The organism is Rhodanobacter sp. BL-MT-08 (genome assembly GCF_054161255.1).
Genome location: NZ_CP167872.1, coordinates 2,786,543 through 2,806,983 on the forward strand (window position 1 = coordinate 2,786,543; position 20,441 = coordinate 2,806,983).

The following is a 20,441-nucleotide window of genomic DNA, read 5'->3' on the forward strand; positions in this document are numbered from 1 at the left end:
TCACAATCCCCATCTCTGGACTTCCGCGCGTGCCGCGCAGCTGGCCGGAAAACTCTCCCCTCGTGACGCCTCACGCCACCGCTTCGTCAACGACTGAATCGAACGAACTCACGCGCAGTTTTCTGGGTGTGTTCCGTTACAGCGGCCGCGCGCTCCAGCTCGTCTGGAGCACCAGCCGCTCGCTGACCATCGCGCTGGCCCTGCTCACGCTTATCGCCGGTCTTTTGCCGGCCGGCGTGGCGTATGTGGGGGCGCATATCGTCGACGCCGTAGTCCACGCCAGTCGCCAGTGGGCGGCAAGCGGCAGTGCGCCGTGGCGGCCGGTGATTCAATGGGTGCTGCTCGAAGGTTTGCTGGTCGCCTTGCTTGCCGGCGCCCAGCGCGGGCTCTCGGTATGCCAATCGCTGCTGCGCGCGCTGCTGGGCCAGCGCGTCAACGTGATGATTCTTGAGAAGGCGCTGACGCTGGAGCTGGCCCACTTCGAGGATTCGGAGTTCTACGACAAGCTCACCCGCGCGCGACGCGAAGCGTCGACGCGGCCGCTGTCGCTGGTCACGCGCACGTTCGGGCTGGGGCAAAACGCGATATCGCTGATCAGCTACGGCACCTTGCTGTTCCACTTTTCGCCGTGGGCGGTGCTGGTCCTGCTGCTGGCCGGTTTGCCGTCTTTCATTTCTGAAACCAAATTTTCTGGCGACGCGTTTCGCCTGTTCCGCTGGCGCTCGCCCGAGACGCGCATGCAGCTGTACCTGGAAACGGTGCTGGCGCGCGAGGATCACGCCAAGGAGGTGAAGCTCTACGGCCTCGGGCCGCTGCTGCTCGAGCGCTATCGCAACATCTTCAACACGCTTTACCGCGACGACCGCGACCTGACCATTCGTCGCGACAGCTGGGGTTTCGGGCTGGGCCTGCTCGGCACGCTGACGCTTTATGCCGCCTATGTGTGGATTGCCATGAGCACGGTGGTCGGGCGCATCACGCTGGGCCAGATGACGATGTACCTGATGCTGTTCCGGCAGGGTCAGTCGGCGGTGTCGGCGATGCTGTCGGCGATCGGCGGCATGTATGAGGACAACCTCTATCTGTCGACACTCTACGAGTACCTCGAAACCCCGGTGCCGCCATCCACCGGCACCGTGCAGGTCGGCGCCCAACCGAGCGACGGCATTCGCTTCGAGCGGGTCAGCTTCACCTATCCCGGCGCCAGCGAACCGGCGCTGCACGATATCGACCTGCACATCAAACCCGGCGAGTCGCTGGCGCTGGTCGGCCAGAACGGCTCCGGCAAAACCACCTTGATCAAGCTGCTGACTCGGCTGTATTCGCCCGACAGCGGCCGCGTGCTGCTCGACGGCACCGACCTGCGCGACTGGGATGAAGGCGTGCTGCTGCAGCGTGTCGGCGTGATTTTTCAGGATTTCGCGCGCTACCAGATGCGCGTCGGCGAGAACGTCGGCGTCGGCGACGTGACCGCGTTCGAAAACGCCGAGCGCTGGCGCGAAGCGAGCGACAAGGGCATGGCCAGCGAATTCATCGACACCTTGCCGGCCGGCTTCGATACCCAGCTCGGCAAGTGGTTTCGCGACGGCCGCGAGCTGTCCGGCGGGCAGTGGCAGAAGATCGCATTGGCGCGTGCCTTCATGCGCTTGCGCGCCGACATCCTGGTGCTGGACGAGCCCACCGCGGCGATGGACGCCGAAGCCGAAGCCACCATCTTCGAGCATTTCCGCGAACTGTCCGGCGGGCGCATCGCGATCCTGATTTCTCACCGCTTCTCGACGGTGCGCATGGCCGACCAGATCATCGTGATCCAGGACGGCCGCATCAAGGAACGCGGCAGCCACGAGCAGCTGATGGCGCAGGCCGGCCACTACGCCCACCTGTTTTCGCTGCAGGCGCAAGGCTACCGCTAGGTCGCGCGTGGCAGCTTGACCCTGCCCGCCTGCGCGCCCCATGCTTCGCTGTCCGCTAGACCTATCTCCCTGGTTGAAACATACGCATGAGCAGTCGCTACAACGCCGCCGATATTGAAGTCCTCTCCGGTCTGGACCCGGTCAAACGCCGCCCCGGCATGTATACCGACACCACCCGCCCGAACCATCTGGTGCAGGAAGTGGTCGACAACTCGGTGGATGAGGCGGTGAACGGCCACGCCCGCAGCATCGAAGTCACGCTGCACGCGGACGGTTCGGTTGAGGTGAGTGACGACGGCCGCGGTATGCCGGTGGACATCCACCCGGAAGAAGGCGTGTCTGGCGTCGAGCTGATCATGACGCGGCTGCACGCCGGCGGAAAATTCAGCGGCAAGAACTACAGCTTTTCAGGCGGCCTTCACGGCGTCGGCGTGTCAGTGGTGAATGCGCTATCCGATCGCGTCGAGGTATCCATCCGCCGCGATGGCCACGAATACCGCATGGCCTTCGAGCACGGCGACAAGGTCAGCCCGCTCGAAATCATCGGAACGGTACCGAAGAAGCGCACCGGCACTACCCTGCACTTCTGGCCCGAAGCCAAATACTTTGATTCACCGAAGGTGTCGCTGACACGCCTGCGCCATCTGCTGCGGGCCAAGGCAGTGCTATGCGCCGGCCTCAGCGTCAAGCTCACCGATGTCGCCAGCGGCGAGGTCAACGACTGGTATTACGAGGACGGCCTGCGCGACTATTTACGCGGCGAACTCGACGGCGCCGAGACACTGCTGCCGCATGATTTGTTCGTGCATCAGATGGCGCGCGATGTCGAAGGCATGGAAGTCGCGCTGGCCTGGCTGCCGGAAGGCGAGCTGGTGCAGGAAAGCTACGTCAACCTGATTCCCACCGCGCAGGGCGGCACCCACGTCAACGGCCTGCGCACCGGCCTGACCACGGCCATCCGCGAATTCTGCGATATCCGCAACCTCCTGCCGCGCGGGGTGAAGCTGGCGCCGGAGGACGTGTGGGAGCGGCTGGCGTTCGTGCTGTCGGCTCGGCTGCAGGATCCGCAGTTCGCCGGCCAGACGAAAGAGCGGCTGTCGTCGCGCCAGACTGCCGGCATGATCGAAAACGTCGTCCACGATGCTTTCAGCCTGTGGCTCAACCAGCATGTCGACATCGGCGAGCGGATCGCGCAGCTGGCGATCGAACGCGCCAGCGCGCGCCTGAAAGCGGCCAAGCAGATCGTTCGCAAGAAGATTACCCAGGGCCCGCAGCTGCCCGGCAAGCTGGCCGACTGCACCGCGACCGACCTCACCCGGACCGAACTGTTTCTGGTCGAGGGCGACTCTGCCGGCGGCAGCGCCAAGCAGGCGCGCGACAAGGAGTTCCAGGCGATCCTGCCGCTGCGCGGCAAGATCCTCAACACGTGGGAAGTCGAGTCCGGTTCCGTGCTGGCGTCGGAAGAAGTGCACAACCTCGCCATCGCCATCGGCTGCGATCCGGGCAAGAACGATCTCTCCAGTCTGCGCTACGGCAAGGTGATCATTCTGGCCGACGCCGATTCGGACGGCCTGCATATCGCCACGCTGCTGACCGCGCTGTTCCTCAAGCACTTCCCCACCCTGGTCAGCGAAGGCCACGTCTTCGTGGCAATGCCGCCGCTGTTCCGCGTCGACGTGGGCAAGCAGGTTTTTTACTGCCTCGACGAGAGCGAAAAGGCGGCGATGCTGCAGCGGATCGAGCGCGAAAAAATGAAGGGCGCGGTCAGCACCACGCGCTTCAAAGGCCTGGGCGAGATGAACCCCCCGCAGCTACGCGAATCGACCATCCATCCCGATACGCGCCGGCTGGTGCAGCTGACCATCGGCGATGAGGACGGCACCTCAAAACTGATGGACATGCTGCTGGCGAAAAAGCGCGCCGGCGATCGCAAGGCGTGGCTGGAAGAGAAAGGCGATCTGGCTACGCTGGAGGTCTGAGGCAGCAGGACTTGCGGGCTGCGTTTTCAATGCAGTCCGCCGTGTATCGAATCACTTTGTTGTTCATACGACGCCATGCGTCCACGCCACCATCGGTCGCGCTGCACTTTTTCGTTGGATATGCGCCTGCGGCGTTTACGCACACCTCGCCACTTCCTCGGTTTCCCCAAGCAGTCTCCTGCATCCGGCCCGCCGCTCGCGCCGTATCTCCACACGCTTCCAATCCGCGAAGCGGAAAATCTGGAGTTACACATGAACAAGAATCAGCGTCTGCGTGGCATCGCCCTGGGACTCTCGCTGGCTTTTGCCACAGTCGCCGTGGCGCCGATGGCGATGGCCGACTCGATGAGCAGCATGAGCATGGGCAAGACCATCGAAGTGGGCGGTGCACCGATGTACCCGAACAAGAACATTATCGAGAACGCGGTGAATTCGAAGGACCACACCACCCTGGTTGCCGCCGTCAAGGCTGCCGGTCTGGTCGATACGCTTTCGGGTGCCGGCCCGTTCACCGTGTTTGCGCCGACCAATGAAGCGTTTGCCGCGCTGCCTGCCGGCACCGTCGACACGCTGCTGAAGCCGGAAAACAAGGCCGACCTGACCAAGATCCTGACCTACCACGTCGTGCCCGGCAATGTGACCTCGGCCGATCTGCTCAAGCTGATCAAGAAAGGCGGCGGCAAGGCTTCGGTGAAGACCGTCGAAGGCGACTCGCTGACTTTCAGCAAGGATTCCCAGGGCGTGGCCATTACCGATGACAAGGGCAATGTCGCCCACGTCACCATCGCCAACGTGAAGCAGTCCAACGGCGAGATCCACGTCATCGACAAGGTTCTGATGCCGTAATCCGCATCGCTTATTGTTTCGAAACGCGATTGTTGTACCGCCGCCCCGATTCCCTCATCGGGGCGGCTTTTTTTGTGCGCTCGACGCGGCTAAGGTGGCGGCTGGTTACTACCGAGCGACACCCATGTCATTGCTGCCACCCCTCGATCTGCAGCGCTGGATCGACGACAACCGCCATCTGCTGAAACCGCCGGTGGGCAACAAGTGCATCGTCGATGGCGACTTCATCATCATGATCGTCGGTGGCCCCAATGCGCGCAGCGACTACCACTACGACGAAGGCCCGGAGTTTTTCTATCAGCTCGAAGGCGAGATGGTGCTGAAAGTGCAGGACGACGGCCGCGCCCGCGACATTCCGATTCGCGCCGGCGAGCTTTTTTATCTGCCGCCGCGCACGCCGCATTCGCCGCAGCGCATGGCCGCATCCATCGGCCTGGTGATCGAACGCAAGCGCCTGACGCACGAGAAAGACGGGCTGCTGTGGTTCTGCGAAAACTGCAATCACAAGCTCTACGAAGAATTTTTTGTACTCGACGACATCGAGCAGGATTTTCCGCCGGTGTTCGATCGTTTCTACCGTTCGCGCGACGCGCGCACCTGCGGCCAGTGCGGCCATCTGAATCCGGCACCAGCCAAATACGGCTGAGCATCAATCGCTGCAGTCATTCGCGGCCAACCTGGCGCGGATGACTCTACTTACTGCGCGCAAGCCACTTGCCCGCCATGCGCCTCAGCGACACATCGGCCGACGCATTGTTGGCGATCTCGCGGATCGATTTCCACGCCAGCGCCAGCGACTCATCGCTGATCGCAAACTGTTCACTACCGGTCGCACGCACCACGTAGCGCACGTCGTAATGCCAGTGTTCCGGCTCATCGCCGCGCGCGGGAATGCGGTGGCGATCGAGGTCGAAAATATCCGGTTCGACCGCCAGGTCGATCAATCCGGATTCTTCTTCAGCTTCGCGCAAGGCCACGTTGGCCAGGTCGCGATCACCGTCGGCATGCCCGCCAAGCTGCAGCCAGCGACCCAGCTTGCGGTGATGGGTCAGAAGCACGCGCTCGCCGTCCGCGCTGACCAGCCAGGCCGAGCCGGTGAAGTGGCCGACCGGATGACTGCGCATGAAGACTTCGTCATCGGAATCGAGAAACTGCCCGAACAGAAACGCCGTGTCGGCTTCCTGTCCGTCGGACGCAGCGTAATGGCACAGCGCCGTCTCAAGCGTCACGGTAGTCATCGGCAAAAAATTTCCAGCGCCAAGCCCAAACCCCATTCTATGCCGCAAAGCGTCTTGTACGCTCACCGAGGCTCCGCTATGGTTGTTGGATAAGTTTATGTATTAAAACAATACGTCGCACACAACCGACTACCGGCGTCTGTCATTACGGGGAACACCACATGCTTTTCAAGCGAGTCAAGCCGCTCGACCAAATTCTTGCCACCGCTGAAAAGAAAAGCCTCAAACGACAGTTGGGCCCCATCCAGCTCACCCTGCTCGGCGTGGGCGCGATCATCGGCACGGGTATCTTCGTATTGACCGCGGAAGCAGGCCAGAAAGCCGGCCCCGGCATGATGATTGCCTTCGTCATCGCAGCCACAGTCTGCGCACTCGCGGCTTTGGCCTACGCCGAACTGGCGTCGATGATTCCGGTTTCGGGCTCTGCTTATACCTACACCTACGGCGTGCTTGGCGAAGGTCCGGCCTGGGTCGTCGGCTGGGCGCTCGTACTCGAATATGCGATCGCCGCGGCCACGGTGTCGGTTGGCTGGTCCGGCTATATGAATGGTTTGCTGGCTCGCGCGGGGTATTCGATACCCGCGTTCTTGCGCACGGGTCCAATGGACGGCGGCAGCTTCAACCTGCTGGCGTTTTTGATTGCCCTGGTGATCACCGTGCTGCTGGTCGTCGGCACGTCGAAGTCGGCCAAGGTCAATGCGGTGCTCGTCGCCATCAAGATCATCGCGCTGACCGCCTTCATCATCGTCGCCGTGCCCGCAGTGAAGTCCTCGAACTTCGTACCGTTTGTACCAAACGGCTGGGGCACACCGTTCGGCGGCGTAGGCGTGCTCGGCGCAGCGGCCTCGATCTTCTTCGCCTATGTCGGCTTCGACGCCGTTTCGACCGCGGCGGAAGAAACCAAGAACCCGAACCGGAATATACCTATCGGCCTGCTCGGCTCGCTGATCGTCTGCACCATTTTCTATCTGCTGGTGAGCTACGGCGCCGTCGGTTCGGTCGGTTCGCAGCCGATGCTTGGACCCGGCGGCGCCTCGCTGCAGCCAGGCACGCCTGCGATGGCGGCGGCCTGCGTAGGCTCCGAAGCGCTGGTCTGCAGCAAAGATGCGCTGGCGCACGTCATGGTGCTGATCGGCCACAACACGATGGGATCGCTGATCGGCCTCGCCGCTGCACTGGCGCTGCCTTCGGTGATTCTGATGATGATTTACGGCCAGTCGCGCATCTTCTTCACCATGTCGCGCGACGGCCTGCTGCCGAACTTCCTTTCCACCGTGCATCCGCGCTTCCACACCCCGCATATCCTCACGATCATCACGGGTGTATTCGTTTCGCTTTTCGCGGCGCTGTTCCCCGTGGGAATACTGGCCGACATTACCAACTCCGGAACGCTATTCGCCTTCATCATGGTCGCCATCGGCGTAATGGTCTTGCGCGTGAAACAGCCCGAGCGTCCGCGGCCGTTTCGCACGCCGCTGGTCTGGCTGATCTGTCCGCTTGCGGTGGCAGGCTGCCTGCTGCTGTTCTTCAACCTCAGCGGTTACACGTTGACCTTGTTCTTCAGCTGGGCAGCCATCGGTCTGGTCGTGTACTACCTCTACGGTTACCGCAAGAGCCATCTGGCCAACGGTACCGAAGCGAGCTGAAAATAGAACGCTGAACTCTGATGCATCGACCGGCACGGTACCCACCGTGCCGGTTTTATTTCTGGAACGCACATGCTCAAACAGCTACTCGCGCGCAAGACCGATTTTTCGCAAACCGACGACGGCCACCACGGCCCGGCGCTGAAACGCACGCTGGGACCCTGGGGGCTCACGGCGCTCGGTATCGGCGCAGTCATCGGCGGCGGCATCTTCGTGATTACCGGCCAGGCCGCGGCCGAGCATGCGGGCCCGGCCATCATCCTGGCCTTCGTTATCGCGGCGATCTGCTGCAGCTTTACCGCGCTGTGCTACGCCGAGTTCGCCACGCTGATTCCGATGTCGGGCAGCTCGTATTCCTACGCCTACGCCACATTGGGCGAGCTGGTGGCGTGGTTCATCGGCTGGAACATGGTGCTGGAATACGGCGTGTCGGCATCCGCCGTGGCGGTGAGCTGGACCGGCTATTTCGTGAGCCTGCTCGATCACGTCGGCATCCATCTGCCTGCCGTCTTGACCAATGCCCCGCTCGCCTACACCGACGGTCACCTGGTGACGACCGGCGCGCTGTTCAATCTTCCCGCCGTCGCCATCGTGATGGCGCTGACCTGGCTTTGTTACGTCGGCATCCGGGAGTCCAGCGGCGCGAATCTGGTGATGGTGATTTTCAAGGTTGCGCTGATCGTGCTGGTGATTGCTGTCGGCTGGCATTACGTGAACCCCGCCCTGTGGCATCCGTTCATTCCAGCCAGCCAGGGGCCGGAAAAATACGGCTGGGCCGGCATCATGCGCGCGGCGACGCTGGTCTTCTTTGCCTATATCGGTTTCGAGGCAACGTCCACCGCGGCGCAGGAGGCGAAGAACCCGCAGCGCGATCTGCCGATCGCTACGCTGGCCTCGCTGGCGATCTGCACGATTCTGTATATCGGCATCGCTGCCGTGATCACCGGCCTGCTGCGCTTCGATCAGCTCGATACTGCCGAGCCCGTGGTTACCGCCGTGCGTGCGCATCCGCAGTTGTTCATGCTGCGCTGGGCGGTGGAGATCGGCGCCTTGATCGGCCTGTCGTCGGTGATTCTGGTGATGATCATCGCGCAGCCGCGCATCTTCATGATCATGGCGCGCGACGGACTTCTGCCGCCGGTGTTCGCCAAGATCCATCCGAAATATCACACGCCGCACATCAACACGGTCATCACCGGCGTAGGCATCGCGGCGCTGGCCGCGGTATTCCCGCTCGACGTGCTCGGCGACCTGGTATCCATGGGCACCCTGATCGCGTTCGTCGCGGTCTGTGCCGGCGTGCTGATTCTGCGCAAGACGCGGCCTGATCTACCGCGCACCTTCCGCGTGCCGTGGGCACCGGTGACCTGCGTGCTCGGCGTGCTCAGCTGCCTGGCGCTGCTGTATTGGGAGAACTGGTACCAATGGCTTTTGCTGGGCATCTGGACGGTCGTCGGCATGGCCATCTACTTCGGCTACGGTCGCCGGCACAGCCATTTGCGCCAGGAGCAGGCGCTGAGCGCGAAATCCTGAATTTCGTCGAATGCCGGGGAAAATATCGGAATGCCGCGGATAACCGCGCTTCTGGCTGCGTATCCTTCCTCGCGCCGAGCCAACGAAAGTCTCAAGGCTGACTGAGAATTTTCGCACAAGCCATTGTTTTAAAAGGATTTAACGAGAATTTTTCGAGAGAAATTTTCATACCAGCCGCCCATTCGCGCTGCTCGGGAGTATCATCCCGAGTCCGGGGATATCACTTGGCAGTGGGCCTTCGGATCGCCGCCCGGCACATCAAGTGGGGTCAGCTCCTCAGCTTGGTGCGTCGGGCGGCACTTTATGGGAATGACCGAATTGTATCGGCGAGGTTGGCGAATCTCTGCTCTGCGCAACCCGCCATGCAAAAAGGCCGGCAAGATGCCGGCCTTTTTATTTCACGATCTACCCCGTGCGCATCGAAGACGCGTTGCGAAGATCAGCCCGCTTTCGGGTTATGCGAAACGCACCAGCCCTTCGAGTTGACCGACTTGCCCGGGAACAGCTGACACGGTCCACGACCCGTCGCGCCGCCGGAGTAGAACTGGCAGTTGGAGCAGTTGTCGCCCGCCTTGTGTTTCGGGTCGGTCGCCTTGCTGGCATCTTCCACATAGCCCAGCGCCTTGGCCGTGGGATCATCCACGCTGACCGCCGGCAGGTCGGCAGCGCGCGCGAAGCGCGGCAGGCCACCCATGATCGCCACTGCGGCCGTGGTACCGGCAGCGACCTTCAGAAAACGACGCCGTGATTCGATGTTCTTCTCATTTGACATGGGCAAGCCTCCGTCATGTATCCCACGCCCTGTGCGGTGGATTGCGGCGATAGTACGCCTGTTTCGTCAATCGTTCATGACTGGCGAGAATGGCTCTCATTCAAGCCTTGGCGCGCATTTGCGCGTGGTATGATCACACTCCATTTGGACGTCCAAACCCTATGCGCCAGCTGCTGCCCACCACGATATCCACGAGCCTGTTCGAGGCGCGCGCAGACTCGATCGCGAACACCGCGCGCGAGCTCGCAGCGCTCGGCTGGACGCCCGCGACCAGCAGCAATTTCTCGGCTCGCATCGACGCCGACCACGCGGCGATCACCATCTCCGGCCGCGACAAGGGCAAACTCGGTCGCGACGACATCATGCTGATCGACATGCAAGGCAAGGCCGTCGGCACCGACGCGAAACCCAGCGCGGAAACCGCCCTGCATACGCAGATCTATCGGCGCTGGCCCGAGATGGGTGCGGTGCTGCACACCCACTCGCGCACGCAAAGCGTCGCCTCGCGCCTGTATGCCAACGATGGCGTCATCCGCCTGCAGGGCTGGGAGCTGCAGAAGGCGATTACCGGCTACACCACGCACGAAAGTCTGCTGGAGATACCGGTCTTCCCCAACACCCAGCACATGCCCGAGCTGGTCGATCAAGTCGACGCTTGGATCGACAGCGGCAAACCGCTGCACGCCTATTTGATCGACGGCCACGGCATCTATACTTGGGGCCGCGACATGAAGGAAACGCACCGCCATCTGGAAGCACTCGAATTCCTGCTGGGCTGCGAACTGGATCTGAAAAGGTTGAGGGCATCATGAGCCAACTACGCATCTTCGACGAAAGTCATCCCGACGCCGAGCTCGCGCTGCACCGCGATTACGCCGCCATCGCCCGCGAGCTGGGCAAGGTCGGCATCCGCTTCAAACAGTGGGAGGCCAGCCAGCCGATTTCGCCCGGCGCCAGCCAGGACGAGGTCATTGCCGCCTATAAAACGGATATCGATCGGCTGATGGCGGAAACCGGCTACCAGGCCGTCGATGTGATCAGCCTCACGCCCGATCATCCCGATCGCGCCATGCTGCGGCAGAAGTTTCTCAGCGAGCACACCCACAGCGAGGACGAAGTGCGCTTCTTCGTCGCCGGCGCCGGCCAGTTCACCCTGCACATCGACGGCAAGATCTACGACGTGCTGTGCGAATCCGGCGACCTGATCGGCGTCCCCGACGGCACGCGCCACTGGTTCGATATGAGTGAAGCGCCCTACTTCGTGGCCATTCGCTTCTTCACCAACAAGGAAGGCTGGGTCGCCAACTTCACCGGCGATGGTATTGCCGAGCGTTTCCCGCGGATGCAGCCCTACTCGCCAGCAACTCGCTGAATAGAACCCGCCGTCGCTGACACGGCCAAGCCGAACGTTGACCGGCCAGATAGCCCGGTCGTTTATGCTGGGCGCCTTTTGCAGGCAACGCCAAACCATGACCGATATCCGCGCCATCGTCACCGACATCGAGGGCACCACCAGCTCGATCAGCTTCGTTCGTGATGTGCTGTTTCCCTATGCCCGCGAGCGCCTGCCCGCCTTCATCGAAACGCACGGCGACACGCCCGAGGTGCAGCACTGGCTGCACGAGGCGGCGAAAGAGGCCGGCCTGGTCGAGGCCAGCCGGCAGGAGATCATCGAACTGCTGATCCATTGGATCGACGAGGACCGCAAGTCGACCGCGCTCAAGGCGCTGCAGGGCATGATCTGGAAAGACGGCTACGAGGCCGGCGATTACCGGTCCCACATGTATCCCGAAGTTGCCGCTCGTTTGCGCGCGTGGCAGGCCAGTGGCCTCTCGCTGTACGTTTATTCGTCCGGCTCCGTGCCGGCGCAGAAGCTGCTGTTCGGTTTCAGCGAAGCGGGCGATCTGACGCCGCTCTTTTCCGGCTACTTCGACACCGAGACCGGGCACAAGCGCGAGGAGGACTCTTATACGAAGATCGCTGAGGCCATCGGCCTGCCGCCGGGCCAGATCCTTTTCCTGTCGGATATCGTGGAAGAGCTCGACGCCGCGCAGGCCGCCGGCTTCCGCACCGCGTGGCTGATCCGCGAACCGCTGGCCTGGCCAGACGCGCCGCGCCATGCGGCATACCGCGATTTCGACGCCATCCAACCCTGACGCCACCGCGTACGAGACCCGCCATGCGAACTGCCCTGATCACCGTACTCGCGTTCGCTGCCGGCGTCCTGGTGATGCTGTGGCTGCCGCGTCACTCCGCTCTTAACCTAGCCACGGGCCAGCCTGGTTCGACGACGGCTACGGCGACCGGCTCCAGCAGCGGCGAACCGGCGTCATCCTCGTCGGCCGACGACGATCCGGATGAAAACAACGACGCCGACTGGCCGAGCACCGGCCCATCGCCCGAGCAGGTGATGTATGCGCAGCCGAAGATGGTCGCCGATGCGCTGGCCAAACTCACCCCGCGCGTGGCAGGCAAAACGAATCTCTACCTGGTGACCTTTGCCGGCGACGGTGGCGAAGACGTGTTTCGCAACGAGGCCGAATACGCCGTACAGCTTTTCCCGCAGCGCTTCGGCCCCACCGCGCACACGCTGGTGCTGGAGAACAATCCCGATACCTTGTCCAGCCACCCGCTGGCCAGCTGGAGCAACCTGGAGGCGGCGCTCGACGGCGTGGCCAAGGTGATGAAGCCCGATCAGGACGTGCTGATGCTCTACATCACCAGCCACGGCGACGAGGATCACAACCTGCTGGTGGATATGGACCCGCTGGCGCTGGACCAGATCGGCGCACCGGACCTTGCCGGCATCCTGGCCAAACGCCCCTTCAAATGGAAAGTGCTGGTGGTCAGCGCCTGCTATTCGGGCGGCTTCGTGCCGCCCCTGCACGGCGCCGGCACGCTGGTGATCACTGCAGCTCGCACCGACCGCAGCTCGTTCGGCTGCGGCAGCGATTCGGACGCGACTTATTTCGGCAAGGCCTGGCTGGTGGATGCGCTGAACCAGACGCCCGATTTCATCGCTGCCTTCAAACAGGCCAGCGGTGAAATCAGCCAGTGGGAACAGCGCGACAAACTCACGCCGTCCGAGCCTCAAATCGATGTCGGCAGCGGCATCGCCGAACAGCTCGCGCTGTGGCGCAAAGGTTTCACGCCGGGTACTGCCGTGCCGTTCGAGCCGGCGCCGCCCGCGCCAGCCAGTACGACGGCGCTGGCGCAATAGCCCGAGTCCCGCTTGGCTGGCTTCACTCAGGGCGACCGCGGGGTTTTAGCGCGCGTTCGCTTTGTAGTATCCGCCGTTCGCGCCCCGTCCTTGGGTGAACCATCGCTCATCTGTTCCATCCACGACAGCGTGTCAATGTAGGACAGGAAATGCTGCAGATAGCCTGGCGAAAGCTCGTGCATGAGGGTGAGCGATCGATGCACCAGGCTGCCCGAGTTGAGCGGTCCGGCGTCGGCAGGCACCTGCTCCAGCGACTGGCGGATCTGGCTCTCGATGCGCACCTCGGACCAGATGCTTCTGAACTCGTCCAGCGCCTCCAGCGTTGGCAGTGCGGCGGTCCCTGGCGTCGCGTCAGTCGTGGCGAGATCGTCAACACGGGTCGCTGCACGGTTGGCGATGTCATCGAGCAATGTGCCTAACGCGCCGCGAGCCGGCGCCGATGACGCGGACACGCCGTTGGCATCGCCGGCACGGGATGCCGCATTATCGAGATCCGCCGCATACGCCTCGACAAGCTTGGACAGCCGCTCATCCAGCAGCTGCCGCGTCGCACCGTCATGGCCTGCCGCACGACGCTCCAGCACTTCGATGAAATGAAATCGCCACGGACTCAGGCGATCGGCGTTCTGCTGCCGCCACGCGTCGAGTAACTTGCGGATGCGTGCCCCGCTATCGCTCATCATGAGCCGCCGCCACGGCTGCCGTCGGCTGCTTCGGGATCGGCGAAATTTCCACGCGCCGGTTCTTCGCCCGTCCCTCGTCGTCGGCATTCGAGCCTACCGGCTGCTCGGCGCCGAACGCGGCCGCAAATACCGAGGAGGCCGGCAAGCCGTCGGCGATCAAAGCTCGCGTCACGGTCAGCGCGCGCTCGGCGGACAGCTCCCAGTTGTCGGCGAATTGCCGGTTGCCGTCGCGCACCTGCCGGTCGTCGGTGAAACCGCTCACCATCAGGATCTCGTCGCGCGACTTGAGGTAGTCGGCCAGCGGGGCCGCCAGGCTCTTCAACACCTCATGACCCTCTGGCTGCAGCTGATCGGAGTTCAGCGCAAACAACACGCTGCCGCGAATGCCGATGCGACCGTTGACGAGAGTCACGCGGCCAGCCGCCAGCGGAACCGCCAGCGCCTGCTCCAGGGTCATGCGGCGCTTCGCCTCGGCCTGCTGCTGTTTGACCGCTTCATCAAGCTTGCTCGACAGCTGCATCTGCACGCCGATCACGCCCACCAGGATCAGCACGAACACACCCAGCAGCACCGACATCAGGTCGCCGAAGGCAGCCCAGATCGGCGCCGTCGACTCCTCGACGCCATCCACTTCGTCGCTCATGTCGCATCGGCCCCGGCGAGCACCCGCTGGCCGGCGAGCTGCTGCATTTCCTCGATGATCTGCTTCTGCGACAGCATGCTCAGGTCGATCACTTCCCTCGCCTGCGCGACGTAATAGGCCAGTTGCTCGTCGCTGCGTGCGAGCGACTTGTCCAGCGCCGCTTCGATGCGCTGCAGGTGGTCCATCAGCAGCCCGTTCGATTCGCCGAACGCCTGCACGGCCGCGCCGAAGACTTCACCCAGGCTGGCCACCTCGATGGCGCTGCCCGTGACCTGTGCAGCCACGGCGCCGAGCTTGCCGGTTTCCGCCTCGATATGGTCGGTGAAGCGCGTGCCGACGCGATCCAGCAGATCCGCCGACGTGGCCACCAGCGCATCGACGGCCATGCGTTGCTCGGTGGACGCGTGGTTCACCGCATCGAGCAGGGTATCGAGCGTGGCCATCAGGCGGCTGCGTTCCTCCAGCATGGCGGTATCGCGAACCATGCTGTCGGAGAGTTTCTGGCGCATCTCGGCGACGACGTCGGCGGCAGCCCTGGGCGCTTCGGACGCGGCTTGCACGAGCCGGGAAATCTCGGCGATCGTGTCGCTGGCATGTGCCTGGGTTTGGGCCGAGATGTCGTGCGCGGTCTTCGCCAGCGTGTCGCAAATTGCCTGCTGCCGGGTCGCGGCCTGCTCGCCCGCCTGCTCCCACTGACTGCTCAGCGCCGCGGTTGTCGCAGCGAACGCATCCGTCCAGGTCGTCAAACGGTTCTGGTCCCGCGATTCCAGCAACGTCTGCAGGTCCGCATGCGACTGATGCACGCGGTGGACCAGCGACGTGGCGTGCTCATCGAACGTCGCCGCCGCCGCGCTCAACGCCTGCTGATGGCGGGTCGCCAGATCGGCGTTGACGGCATCCTGCCGCGACAGCGCATCGCTCCACGCACTCGCCGCGCCGCTCGCCGTGGCGTCGAGGCGTGCAGCGACGCCGTCGATCAGGCCAGCCGAGCGCTGCTCGAAGGTGTCGCTAAATTGCTGCAGCGAGCGGCGCAGCTCCTCGGCCAGCGCCTCGTTCAACCGCTGCTGCTGCACCAGAGCTTCGCTCCAGGTCGCCGCCATCGTCGTGGTGGTCGTCTCCAGGCCGGTCGACAAACCTTCCAACTGACGCCCCACAGCCTGCGTTACCGTGTCGTGCAGCGATGCCGTTTCGCGTGCGAGACCGGCCATGGTCGCTTCCACCGCCGGCTGCAGCGCCGCGCCGACCGCCGCAGCACTCGCAGCGACGCTCTCCTGCAACGACGCCTGCACGGCGCTGGCAAGGCGCGTATAGGTAGCCTCGGAACTTGCGTGGAAGGCTTCATGGCTGGCCACCTGCCGCTCGCCGGCCGCCATGCTCTGCTGTTCGATGGTCGCCATCATCGTCTGCAGACGATCGACAAGGACCGGCATCAGTTCGGTCTGCTGCTGCAGCAGCTTGAAGGACTCCTCGCGCTGATGGCTCTGCGAATGGATGCGCAGGGTCGTGGCGATTTTTGCATCCAGCAGTTGGACTGCCTGCAGTCGCTCGCGTCGGCACAGCGCCGACAGCAGCCCGAGCATCGCCGAGGTGGCCACGCCCGCGATCGACGTGCCAAACGCAAAACCCAGCCCCTTGACCGGCGCGGCGAGCGAGCCGCGGATCGCCTGCAGATCCGTCGCGCTCTCCAGCGCCATGCCGGTGCCTCGCAGCGTCGCCATCATGCCCAGCAGCGTGCCCAGCATGCCGAGCAGCACGAGCAAGCCCACCAGATACGAGGTCAGCACCGGCACCGGCAGGGCCACGCGCTCACCGTCGATACGCAGGCGCGTCGCGTTGCGCAGGCTCGGATGCAAACGGCCGAGCCAGTCGCTGAGGTTCGCCGGCGCAGTGGACAGATCCGTCACCGCGCGCGTCAGCGTGAGTGTGGCCTGCCGATAACGGTGCAGCTCCAGCGCGCCCGCCAGATAGCACGCGCCAATCACTATAGTGACAGCCGTCGCCAGCGGATTGGTTCCAACGTAGCCGGCGCCGATCCAGCACACCGCGGCCAGACCGACGAAAAACACCGCAAGATAAAGCAGATTTCTGACCATGACGCCTCAATAATTAGGTGCGAAGCGCTGCAAGCAGGCCTTCGACCGGATGAAAACGAACATCCAGTTCGGCGAGCAACACGCTCTGCACGTCCTGACGGAACACGTCCAGCCATGCGCCAGGCGTAATCGCCGTAGCGACCTCAGCCGCATGTGCATCGGCCAACGCCTTCTGCTCCGCCTGACGCAAGCGTTCAAAACGATCGCCGAGCAGCACGGGCACGCGAGCCAGCAACGCCTGCTCGCGCGGACTCAGCACACGCTCCATGACCGCATCGACGTCAGCCAGCCGCGCCATGTCGACCGACCTCTGCGCAAGCATGTCGCGCAAACGGCCGCGCAGATTACCAGTAGCCGCCTGCATCGACCGGTGAATGGCCAGATAGCGCTGACGAAACACCGAGTAATCGACCGCTTCAGTCGCGCCCTCTTCCTCGGTCGACACGTGCGCGACCGCGCGCAGGCGCGACGTGGCAAATGTGCTATCGCTGGCAATGGCGCTGACCAGCGAGCGACGCACGCGGGCGCACTCCTCTTCCTCTGCGCTGCCAAAGGTCGGCAAATCCATGTCCACCTCGGACGGCGTACCATCAAGCGTCGTCGACAGCGCCACCGCGTGCGTCCAGTCAAGCCACTGACCCAACCGATCCGACAACGATTGCCTGGACGGTCGAACGTCAACGTCCATCAGGCGGGCAAGCAAGCGAATAAACGTCGGGCCACGGACACTGGTCCGGTGAGTAGCTTGCGGCATATTTCAGGCTGAAAAACCACCATTTTACACGCTAAGCGGTTGGAGGCGGCTCGGGTCGATTGGCCGCCACCCAAAGCCGACCTCAGGTCATTCGCTCGTGATGCGAGAGCGTGGACTGCGACTAACGATCGCAGCGATGGAAGCCAGCTTATGCACATGGATGCGAACAGGCCCTACTGCGCCGATGTACCGCCGAAAGCGCACTGAAAGCCATTTCGGCAGAAGCTCGCCGCACCGTGCAAAGCTCGATCAACCTCAGCTCTAGCGAAAACAACAAGGAAGACTTATGTCCCGCTGGCTATGGCTGTGCATGCTCCTGTTCTGCTCAGGTGTTTGCGCGCAGGGGCAATTGCAATTCAGTGCACCTTGGGGTCCGCATGCCATCGGCTTCAAGGTGGTGCATCTAGTCGATAGCAGCCGCAGCTGGAACGACGGTCTCGATCCACTCACCGGCGCGCCCGTCCCCGCCATCCCCGAACGGCCATTGCAGGTACTGGTGTGGTATCCCGCCAGTTCAGGCGGCAAGCCGATGGTTTACAGCGATTACTTGGCATTGCTCGCAAGCGAAGACGGTGCGGTGAATGATCAAGCCCTGATCCAGCGTGTTGTCGATGGTCAGATTCAGGCGTGGGCCGGCGCCGATCCGCTGAGCGGCTATCAGGCCATCGCAAGTCAGTCCGTCCATGCCACCACAGCGGCAACGCCAGCCGCTGGACTCTTCCCGCTGGTCATCTATGCCCCCAGCGACAGCAACGCTTCCTTCGAGGACGACGTGCTGTGCGAATACCTCGCGAGCCACGGTTATATCGTGATCTCTACCAGCTCGCGCGGCGCGCATCTGCCGTACATGACCAATGCGCAGATGCCGGTGGATATGGCCAATACGCGTGCGCAAGCTGCCGATATCGGCGTATTGATCGGGCAGGCCGCAAAGCTGGCTGCGGTGGATACGAGCAAAATCACCGTGCTTGGCTACAGCTGGGGTGGCATGGCGAGCACCTTCGCGGCAGCCACCGATGATCGAATCAAGCTACTGGTGGATCTCGACGGCTCGGTGCGTTATTACCCAAAACTGCTGGCGATGGCGCCCGACATCACGCCAGATCGTATCCAGGTACCGCTGCTGTTTTTTGCCGACCAGGAAGATCCGCTGACCCCTAACAAAAATAATAAGCCGGGCAGTTTCATCGATCGCATCCACCATGCCGATGTCACCACCATCTGGCTGCGTGACATGCAACACGATGACCTCACCAGCGACAGCCTGCGCTTCGGCAACAATCACCCCCACGGGCCCGCGACGGCGCAGCAGCGAAGCGAAAGCTATTCCTGGATAGCGCGCTATACGCTCGCCTTTCTCGACGCGCATTTCAAAAACGACCCGTCGGCAAAAGATTTTCTTGGCACGACACCCGAAACGCAGGGCGTTCCGGCGGGCATGTTCGTCAAGATGCATCGCCCTTCGCGCGGCCCTGCTCCGTCACTGCAAGACTTCGCGCAGCATCTAGACAAAGTCGGCTTCGATCACAGCGTCACGGTATATGCCGATTACCATCACGAGCATCCGGATTTCCGCCTTACCCAAGACCAGCTTGAACCCTGGCTTTCCGCTCTGGTTCACCTGCACGATTTCCAGCGTGCCCTTGGGCTTGCGGAGCTAGGAACCTTTATGGCACCCAAGCGCAGCAATGCATGGATGGATCTTGCATATGTCGAAGATATGCTGCACCAGCCTGCTCAGGCACTGCACGCGTTTCAACAAGCGCTGCGCTTCAATCCCGGCAACGCTTATGCGCGTGCGCAGATACGACGCCTCAGTAAAACCAACTGAATCAGCAAGAACATCACAGCGCAGAAATGCCCGATGGGGGAAATCATTCGCCGACTTACGGAGACTACCGATGCACTTATACCGCCCCATCTTTGTATTCATGCTGCTTCTCAGCTCGATGCAACTTTTTGCGCAAGCTGCGACGCCGAGCGCTCCCATTGAATCGGCGGATCGGAAGGCCGTCATCAAGTCGCTCGGCGAGCAATTGAAAGCCAACTACGTTTTTCCCGATATCGCAGAAAAAGTAGAAACAACATTATCCGCTAATGCCGCGAGCGGGGCTTACGATGGAACCAAGACCACAGATGTCTTTGCCGCAGCATTGACCAAGGATCTCCAAAGCGTCAGCAAGGATCTGCATTTTCGTGTGGACTATGACGCAACGTTCAAGCCAGAGCCCGACGATAACAAGCCAGCCACAAAAGAGGAGCTGGATGACGCAAGACAGTTTGCAGAGCACATGGGCTTTGGCATCGCAAAGGTAGAGCGTCTGCCGGGCAACGTCGGCTACCTGGATATTCGTGGCTTTTTACCAACGGATTTTGTGACCGGTGCATATGGCGCCGCAATGAATCTTCTTTCGGGCACCGACGCCATGATTCTTGATCTTCGGCAAAACGATGGTGGTGATCCCTCTGCAGTCGCGGCCCTTCTTAGCTACTTTTTTGCGGCAGGTGACAGCCGGCACCTCAACGATCTCTACTGGCGTTCCGGCAATCGCACCCAGGAATTCTGGACGATGCCAGTGGCGGGTTCTCGTTACGCAAAACCGGTCTATGTACTGACATCACCCGATACCTTTTCGGGTGGCGAAGAGTGCGCTTATGATTTTCAAACCCAGAAGCGCGGCATTCTCGTGGGGCAGACCACCGGTGGTGGCGCAAACCCCGGGGCAGAATTTTCCGTTGGGCATAACTTCGTCGTATTTATTCCAACGGGACGCGCGATCAACCCCATCACCAAGACAAACTGGGAGCACGTGGGCGTAAAGCCAGATGTCGCTGTCCACGCTGCAGACGCACTGAAAACTGCTTACGCAACGATCCTGAAAACGCTGATCCCGAAGACCAAAGATCCTGATCAGCTAAGTGAACTGAAGAGCACGCTCGTCAGGCTCGAAAAGGGTGAGGATGAAAAGTCCGACTACGCACCGCAAAAATAGCTGACTTTGCGCTTTGGATGCCACGAACCCTGCACCAGGGCACGCTTCGATTCGCCGTATATAGACCGCCAAAAAGGGGCGTATGTTCGGTGCTAAGTCGACGCGGTGCGGGCTTTTCAATAGTGAGG

18 protein-coding genes are annotated in these 20,441 nt (G+C 62.4%); 12 read left to right on the top strand and 6 right to left on the bottom strand.

All coding sequences use genetic code 11. The annotated features are described in order from the left end of the window. Positions 1–62: 62 nt before the first annotated feature. From ACDK93_RS12360 to ACDK93_RS12375, 4 genes are all read left to right on the top strand, one after another. The gene (locus tag ACDK93_RS12360) at positions 63–1,913 is read left to right on the top strand and encodes an ABC transporter ATP-binding protein (protein WP_458068976.1); all 1,851 of its coding nucleotides are present in this window, start codon (positions 63–65) and stop codon (positions 1,911–1,913) included. Between the two features lie 86 nt (positions 1,914–1,999). Next, the gene (gene parE / locus ACDK93_RS12365) at positions 2,000–3,892 is read left to right on the top strand and encodes a DNA topoisomerase IV subunit B (protein ID WP_458068978.1); all 1,893 of its coding nucleotides are present in this window, start codon (positions 2,000–2,002) and stop codon (positions 3,890–3,892) included. A 252-nt stretch (positions 3,893–4,144) separates the two neighbouring features. Next, positions 4,145–4,738, top strand: a complete 594-nt coding sequence (locus tag ACDK93_RS12370; RefSeq protein WP_458068980.1) for a fasciclin domain-containing protein — start codon at positions 4,145–4,147, stop codon at positions 4,736–4,738. A 124-nt stretch (positions 4,739–4,862) separates the two neighbouring features. Continuing rightward, positions 4,863–5,384, top strand: coding sequence for a 3-hydroxyanthranilate 3,4-dioxygenase (locus tag ACDK93_RS12375; protein ID WP_458068982.1), 522 nt, complete (start codon positions 4,863–4,865; stop codon positions 5,382–5,384). A 46-nt stretch (positions 5,385–5,430) separates the two neighbouring features. On the opposite strand, the gene ACDK93_RS12380 is transcribed toward ACDK93_RS12375, so the two are convergent. Beyond that, positions 5,431–5,976 (bottom strand): NUDIX hydrolase, encoded by a 546-nt coding sequence (locus ACDK93_RS12380; RefSeq protein WP_458068984.1) that lies wholly within the window; start codon positions 5,974–5,976, stop codon positions 5,431–5,433. A gap of 161 nt (positions 5,977–6,137) precedes the next feature. On the opposite strand from ACDK93_RS12380, the gene ACDK93_RS12385 reads away from it, so the two are divergent. Both ACDK93_RS12385 and ACDK93_RS12390 read left to right on the top strand, forming a co-directional pair. Further along, complete coding sequence (locus ACDK93_RS12385; protein WP_458068986.1) at positions 6,138–7,622, top strand: amino acid permease; 1,485 nt, start codon at positions 6,138–6,140, stop codon at positions 7,620–7,622. A gap of 72 nt (positions 7,623–7,694) precedes the next feature. Further along, positions 7,695–9,155, top strand: a complete 1,461-nt coding sequence (locus ACDK93_RS12390) for an amino acid permease (RefSeq protein ID WP_458068987.1) — start codon at positions 7,695–7,697, stop codon at positions 9,153–9,155. Between the two features lie 439 nt (positions 9,156–9,594). On the opposite strand, the gene ACDK93_RS12395 is transcribed toward ACDK93_RS12390, so the two are convergent. Beyond that, the gene (locus ACDK93_RS12395) at positions 9,595–9,927 is read right to left on the bottom strand and encodes a high-potential iron-sulfur protein (protein WP_458068988.1); all 333 of its coding nucleotides are present in this window, start codon (positions 9,925–9,927) and stop codon (positions 9,595–9,597) included. Between the two features lie 161 nt (positions 9,928–10,088). Here ACDK93_RS12395 and ACDK93_RS12400 point away from each other — a divergent pair, with 161 nt between their 5' ends. The 4 genes from ACDK93_RS12400 to ACDK93_RS12415 all read left to right on the top strand — a co-directional run bounded on the left by ACDK93_RS12400 (position 10,089) and on the right by ACDK93_RS12415 (position 13,147). Next, positions 10,089–10,739: a methylthioribulose 1-phosphate dehydratase gene (locus ACDK93_RS12400; RefSeq protein WP_458068990.1), complete on the top strand. Its 651-nt coding sequence runs from the start codon at positions 10,089–10,091 to the stop codon at positions 10,737–10,739. Further along, positions 10,736–11,299, top strand: a complete 564-nt coding sequence (locus tag ACDK93_RS12405) for a 1,2-dihydroxy-3-keto-5-methylthiopentene dioxygenase (RefSeq protein WP_458068992.1) — start codon at positions 10,736–10,738, stop codon at positions 11,297–11,299. The genes ACDK93_RS12400 and ACDK93_RS12405 overlap by 4 nt, the downstream gene beginning before the upstream one ends. 97 nt (positions 11,300–11,396) lie before the next feature. Beyond that, positions 11,397–12,083 (top strand): acireductone synthase, encoded by a 687-nt coding sequence (gene mtnC, locus ACDK93_RS12410; RefSeq protein ID WP_458068994.1) that lies wholly within the window; start codon positions 11,397–11,399, stop codon positions 12,081–12,083. A 23-nt stretch (positions 12,084–12,106) separates the two neighbouring features. Beyond that, a complete protein-coding gene (locus ACDK93_RS12415) occupies positions 12,107–13,147 on the top strand; it encodes a C13 family peptidase (protein WP_458068996.1) in 1,041 nt (346 codons plus the stop codon). A 26-nt stretch (positions 13,148–13,173) separates the two neighbouring features. On the opposite strand, the gene ACDK93_RS12420 is transcribed toward ACDK93_RS12415, so the two are convergent. The 4 genes from ACDK93_RS12420 to ACDK93_RS12435 are packed head-to-tail and all read right to left on the bottom strand — an operon-like array spanning position 13,174 to position 17,320. Beyond that, positions 13,174–13,827 (bottom strand): DUF2894 domain-containing protein, encoded by a 654-nt coding sequence (locus tag ACDK93_RS12420; RefSeq protein ID WP_458068998.1) that lies wholly within the window; start codon positions 13,825–13,827, stop codon positions 13,174–13,176. Further along, positions 13,817–14,473, bottom strand: a complete 657-nt coding sequence (locus ACDK93_RS12425; RefSeq protein ID WP_458069000.1) for an OmpA family protein — start codon at positions 14,471–14,473, stop codon at positions 13,817–13,819. Before ACDK93_RS12425 ends, ACDK93_RS12420 begins: the two co-directional genes overlap by 11 nt. Beyond that, a complete protein-coding gene (locus tag ACDK93_RS12430; RefSeq protein ID WP_458069002.1) occupies positions 14,470–16,566 on the bottom strand; it encodes a DUF802 domain-containing protein in 2,097 nt (698 codons plus the stop codon). The genes ACDK93_RS12425 and ACDK93_RS12430 overlap by 4 nt, the downstream gene beginning before the upstream one ends. 13 nt (positions 16,567–16,579) lie before the next feature. Further along, a complete protein-coding gene (locus ACDK93_RS12435) occupies positions 16,580–17,320 on the bottom strand; it encodes a DUF3348 domain-containing protein (RefSeq protein ID WP_458069003.1) in 741 nt (246 codons plus the stop codon). A gap of 286 nt (positions 17,321–17,606) precedes the next feature. Between ACDK93_RS12435 and ACDK93_RS12440 the strand changes: the two genes are divergently transcribed. Both ACDK93_RS12440 and ACDK93_RS12445 read left to right on the top strand, forming a co-directional pair. Continuing rightward, positions 17,607–19,151: a dienelactone hydrolase family protein gene (locus tag ACDK93_RS12440; protein ID WP_458069004.1), complete on the top strand. Its 1,545-nt coding sequence runs from the start codon at positions 17,607–17,609 to the stop codon at positions 19,149–19,151. A 70-nt stretch (positions 19,152–19,221) separates the two neighbouring features. Continuing rightward, positions 19,222–20,313, top strand: coding sequence for a S41 family peptidase (locus tag ACDK93_RS12445; RefSeq protein ID WP_458069006.1), 1,092 nt, complete (start codon positions 19,222–19,224; stop codon positions 20,311–20,313). Positions 20,314–20,441: the final 128 nt, after the last annotated feature.

Excerpts from the sequence above, each read along its gene's own strand:
- parE (WP_458068978.1), top strand. The coding sequence starts at position 2,000 with ATGAGCAGTCGCTACAACGCCGCCGATATTGAAGTCCTCTCCGGTCTG.
- ACDK93_RS12370 (WP_458068980.1), top strand. The coding sequence starts at position 4,145 with ATGAACAAGAATCAGCGTCTGCGTGGCATCGCCCTGGGACTCTCGCTG.
- ACDK93_RS12375 (WP_458068982.1), top strand. The coding sequence starts at position 4,863 with ATGTCATTGCTGCCACCCCTCGATCTGCAGCGCTGGATCGACGACAAC.
- ACDK93_RS12380 (WP_458068984.1), bottom strand. The coding sequence starts at position 5,976 with ATGACTACCGTGACGCTTGAGACGGCGCTGTGCCATTACGCTGCGTCC.
- ACDK93_RS12385 (WP_458068986.1), top strand. The coding sequence starts at position 6,138 with ATGCTTTTCAAGCGAGTCAAGCCGCTCGACCAAATTCTTGCCACCGCT.
- ACDK93_RS12390 (WP_458068987.1), top strand. The coding sequence starts at position 7,695 with ATGCTCAAACAGCTACTCGCGCGCAAGACCGATTTTTCGCAAACCGAC.
- ACDK93_RS12395 (WP_458068988.1), bottom strand. The coding sequence starts at position 9,927 with ATGTCAAATGAGAAGAACATCGAATCACGGCGTCGTTTTCTGAAGGTC.
- ACDK93_RS12400 (WP_458068990.1), top strand. The coding sequence starts at position 10,089 with ATGCGCCAGCTGCTGCCCACCACGATATCCACGAGCCTGTTCGAGGCG.
- ACDK93_RS12405 (WP_458068992.1), top strand. The coding sequence starts at position 10,736 with ATGAGCCAACTACGCATCTTCGACGAAAGTCATCCCGACGCCGAGCTC.
- mtnC (WP_458068994.1), top strand. The coding sequence starts at position 11,397 with ATGACCGATATCCGCGCCATCGTCACCGACATCGAGGGCACCACCAGC.
- ACDK93_RS12415 (WP_458068996.1), top strand. The coding sequence starts at position 12,107 with ATGCGAACTGCCCTGATCACCGTACTCGCGTTCGCTGCCGGCGTCCTG.
- ACDK93_RS12420 (WP_458068998.1), bottom strand. The coding sequence starts at position 13,827 with ATGAGCGATAGCGGGGCACGCATCCGCAAGTTACTCGACGCGTGGCGG.
- ACDK93_RS12425 (WP_458069000.1), bottom strand. The coding sequence starts at position 14,473 with ATGAGCGACGAAGTGGATGGCGTCGAGGAGTCGACGGCGCCGATCTGG.
- ACDK93_RS12430 (WP_458069002.1), bottom strand. The coding sequence starts at position 16,566 with ATGGTCAGAAATCTGCTTTATCTTGCGGTGTTTTTCGTCGGTCTGGCC.
- ACDK93_RS12435 (WP_458069003.1), bottom strand. The coding sequence starts at position 17,320 with ATGCCGCAAGCTACTCACCGGACCAGTGTCCGTGGCCCGACGTTTATT.
- ACDK93_RS12440 (WP_458069004.1), top strand. The coding sequence starts at position 17,607 with ATGTCCCGCTGGCTATGGCTGTGCATGCTCCTGTTCTGCTCAGGTGTT.
- ACDK93_RS12445 (WP_458069006.1), top strand. The coding sequence starts at position 19,222 with ATGCACTTATACCGCCCCATCTTTGTATTCATGCTGCTTCTCAGCTCG.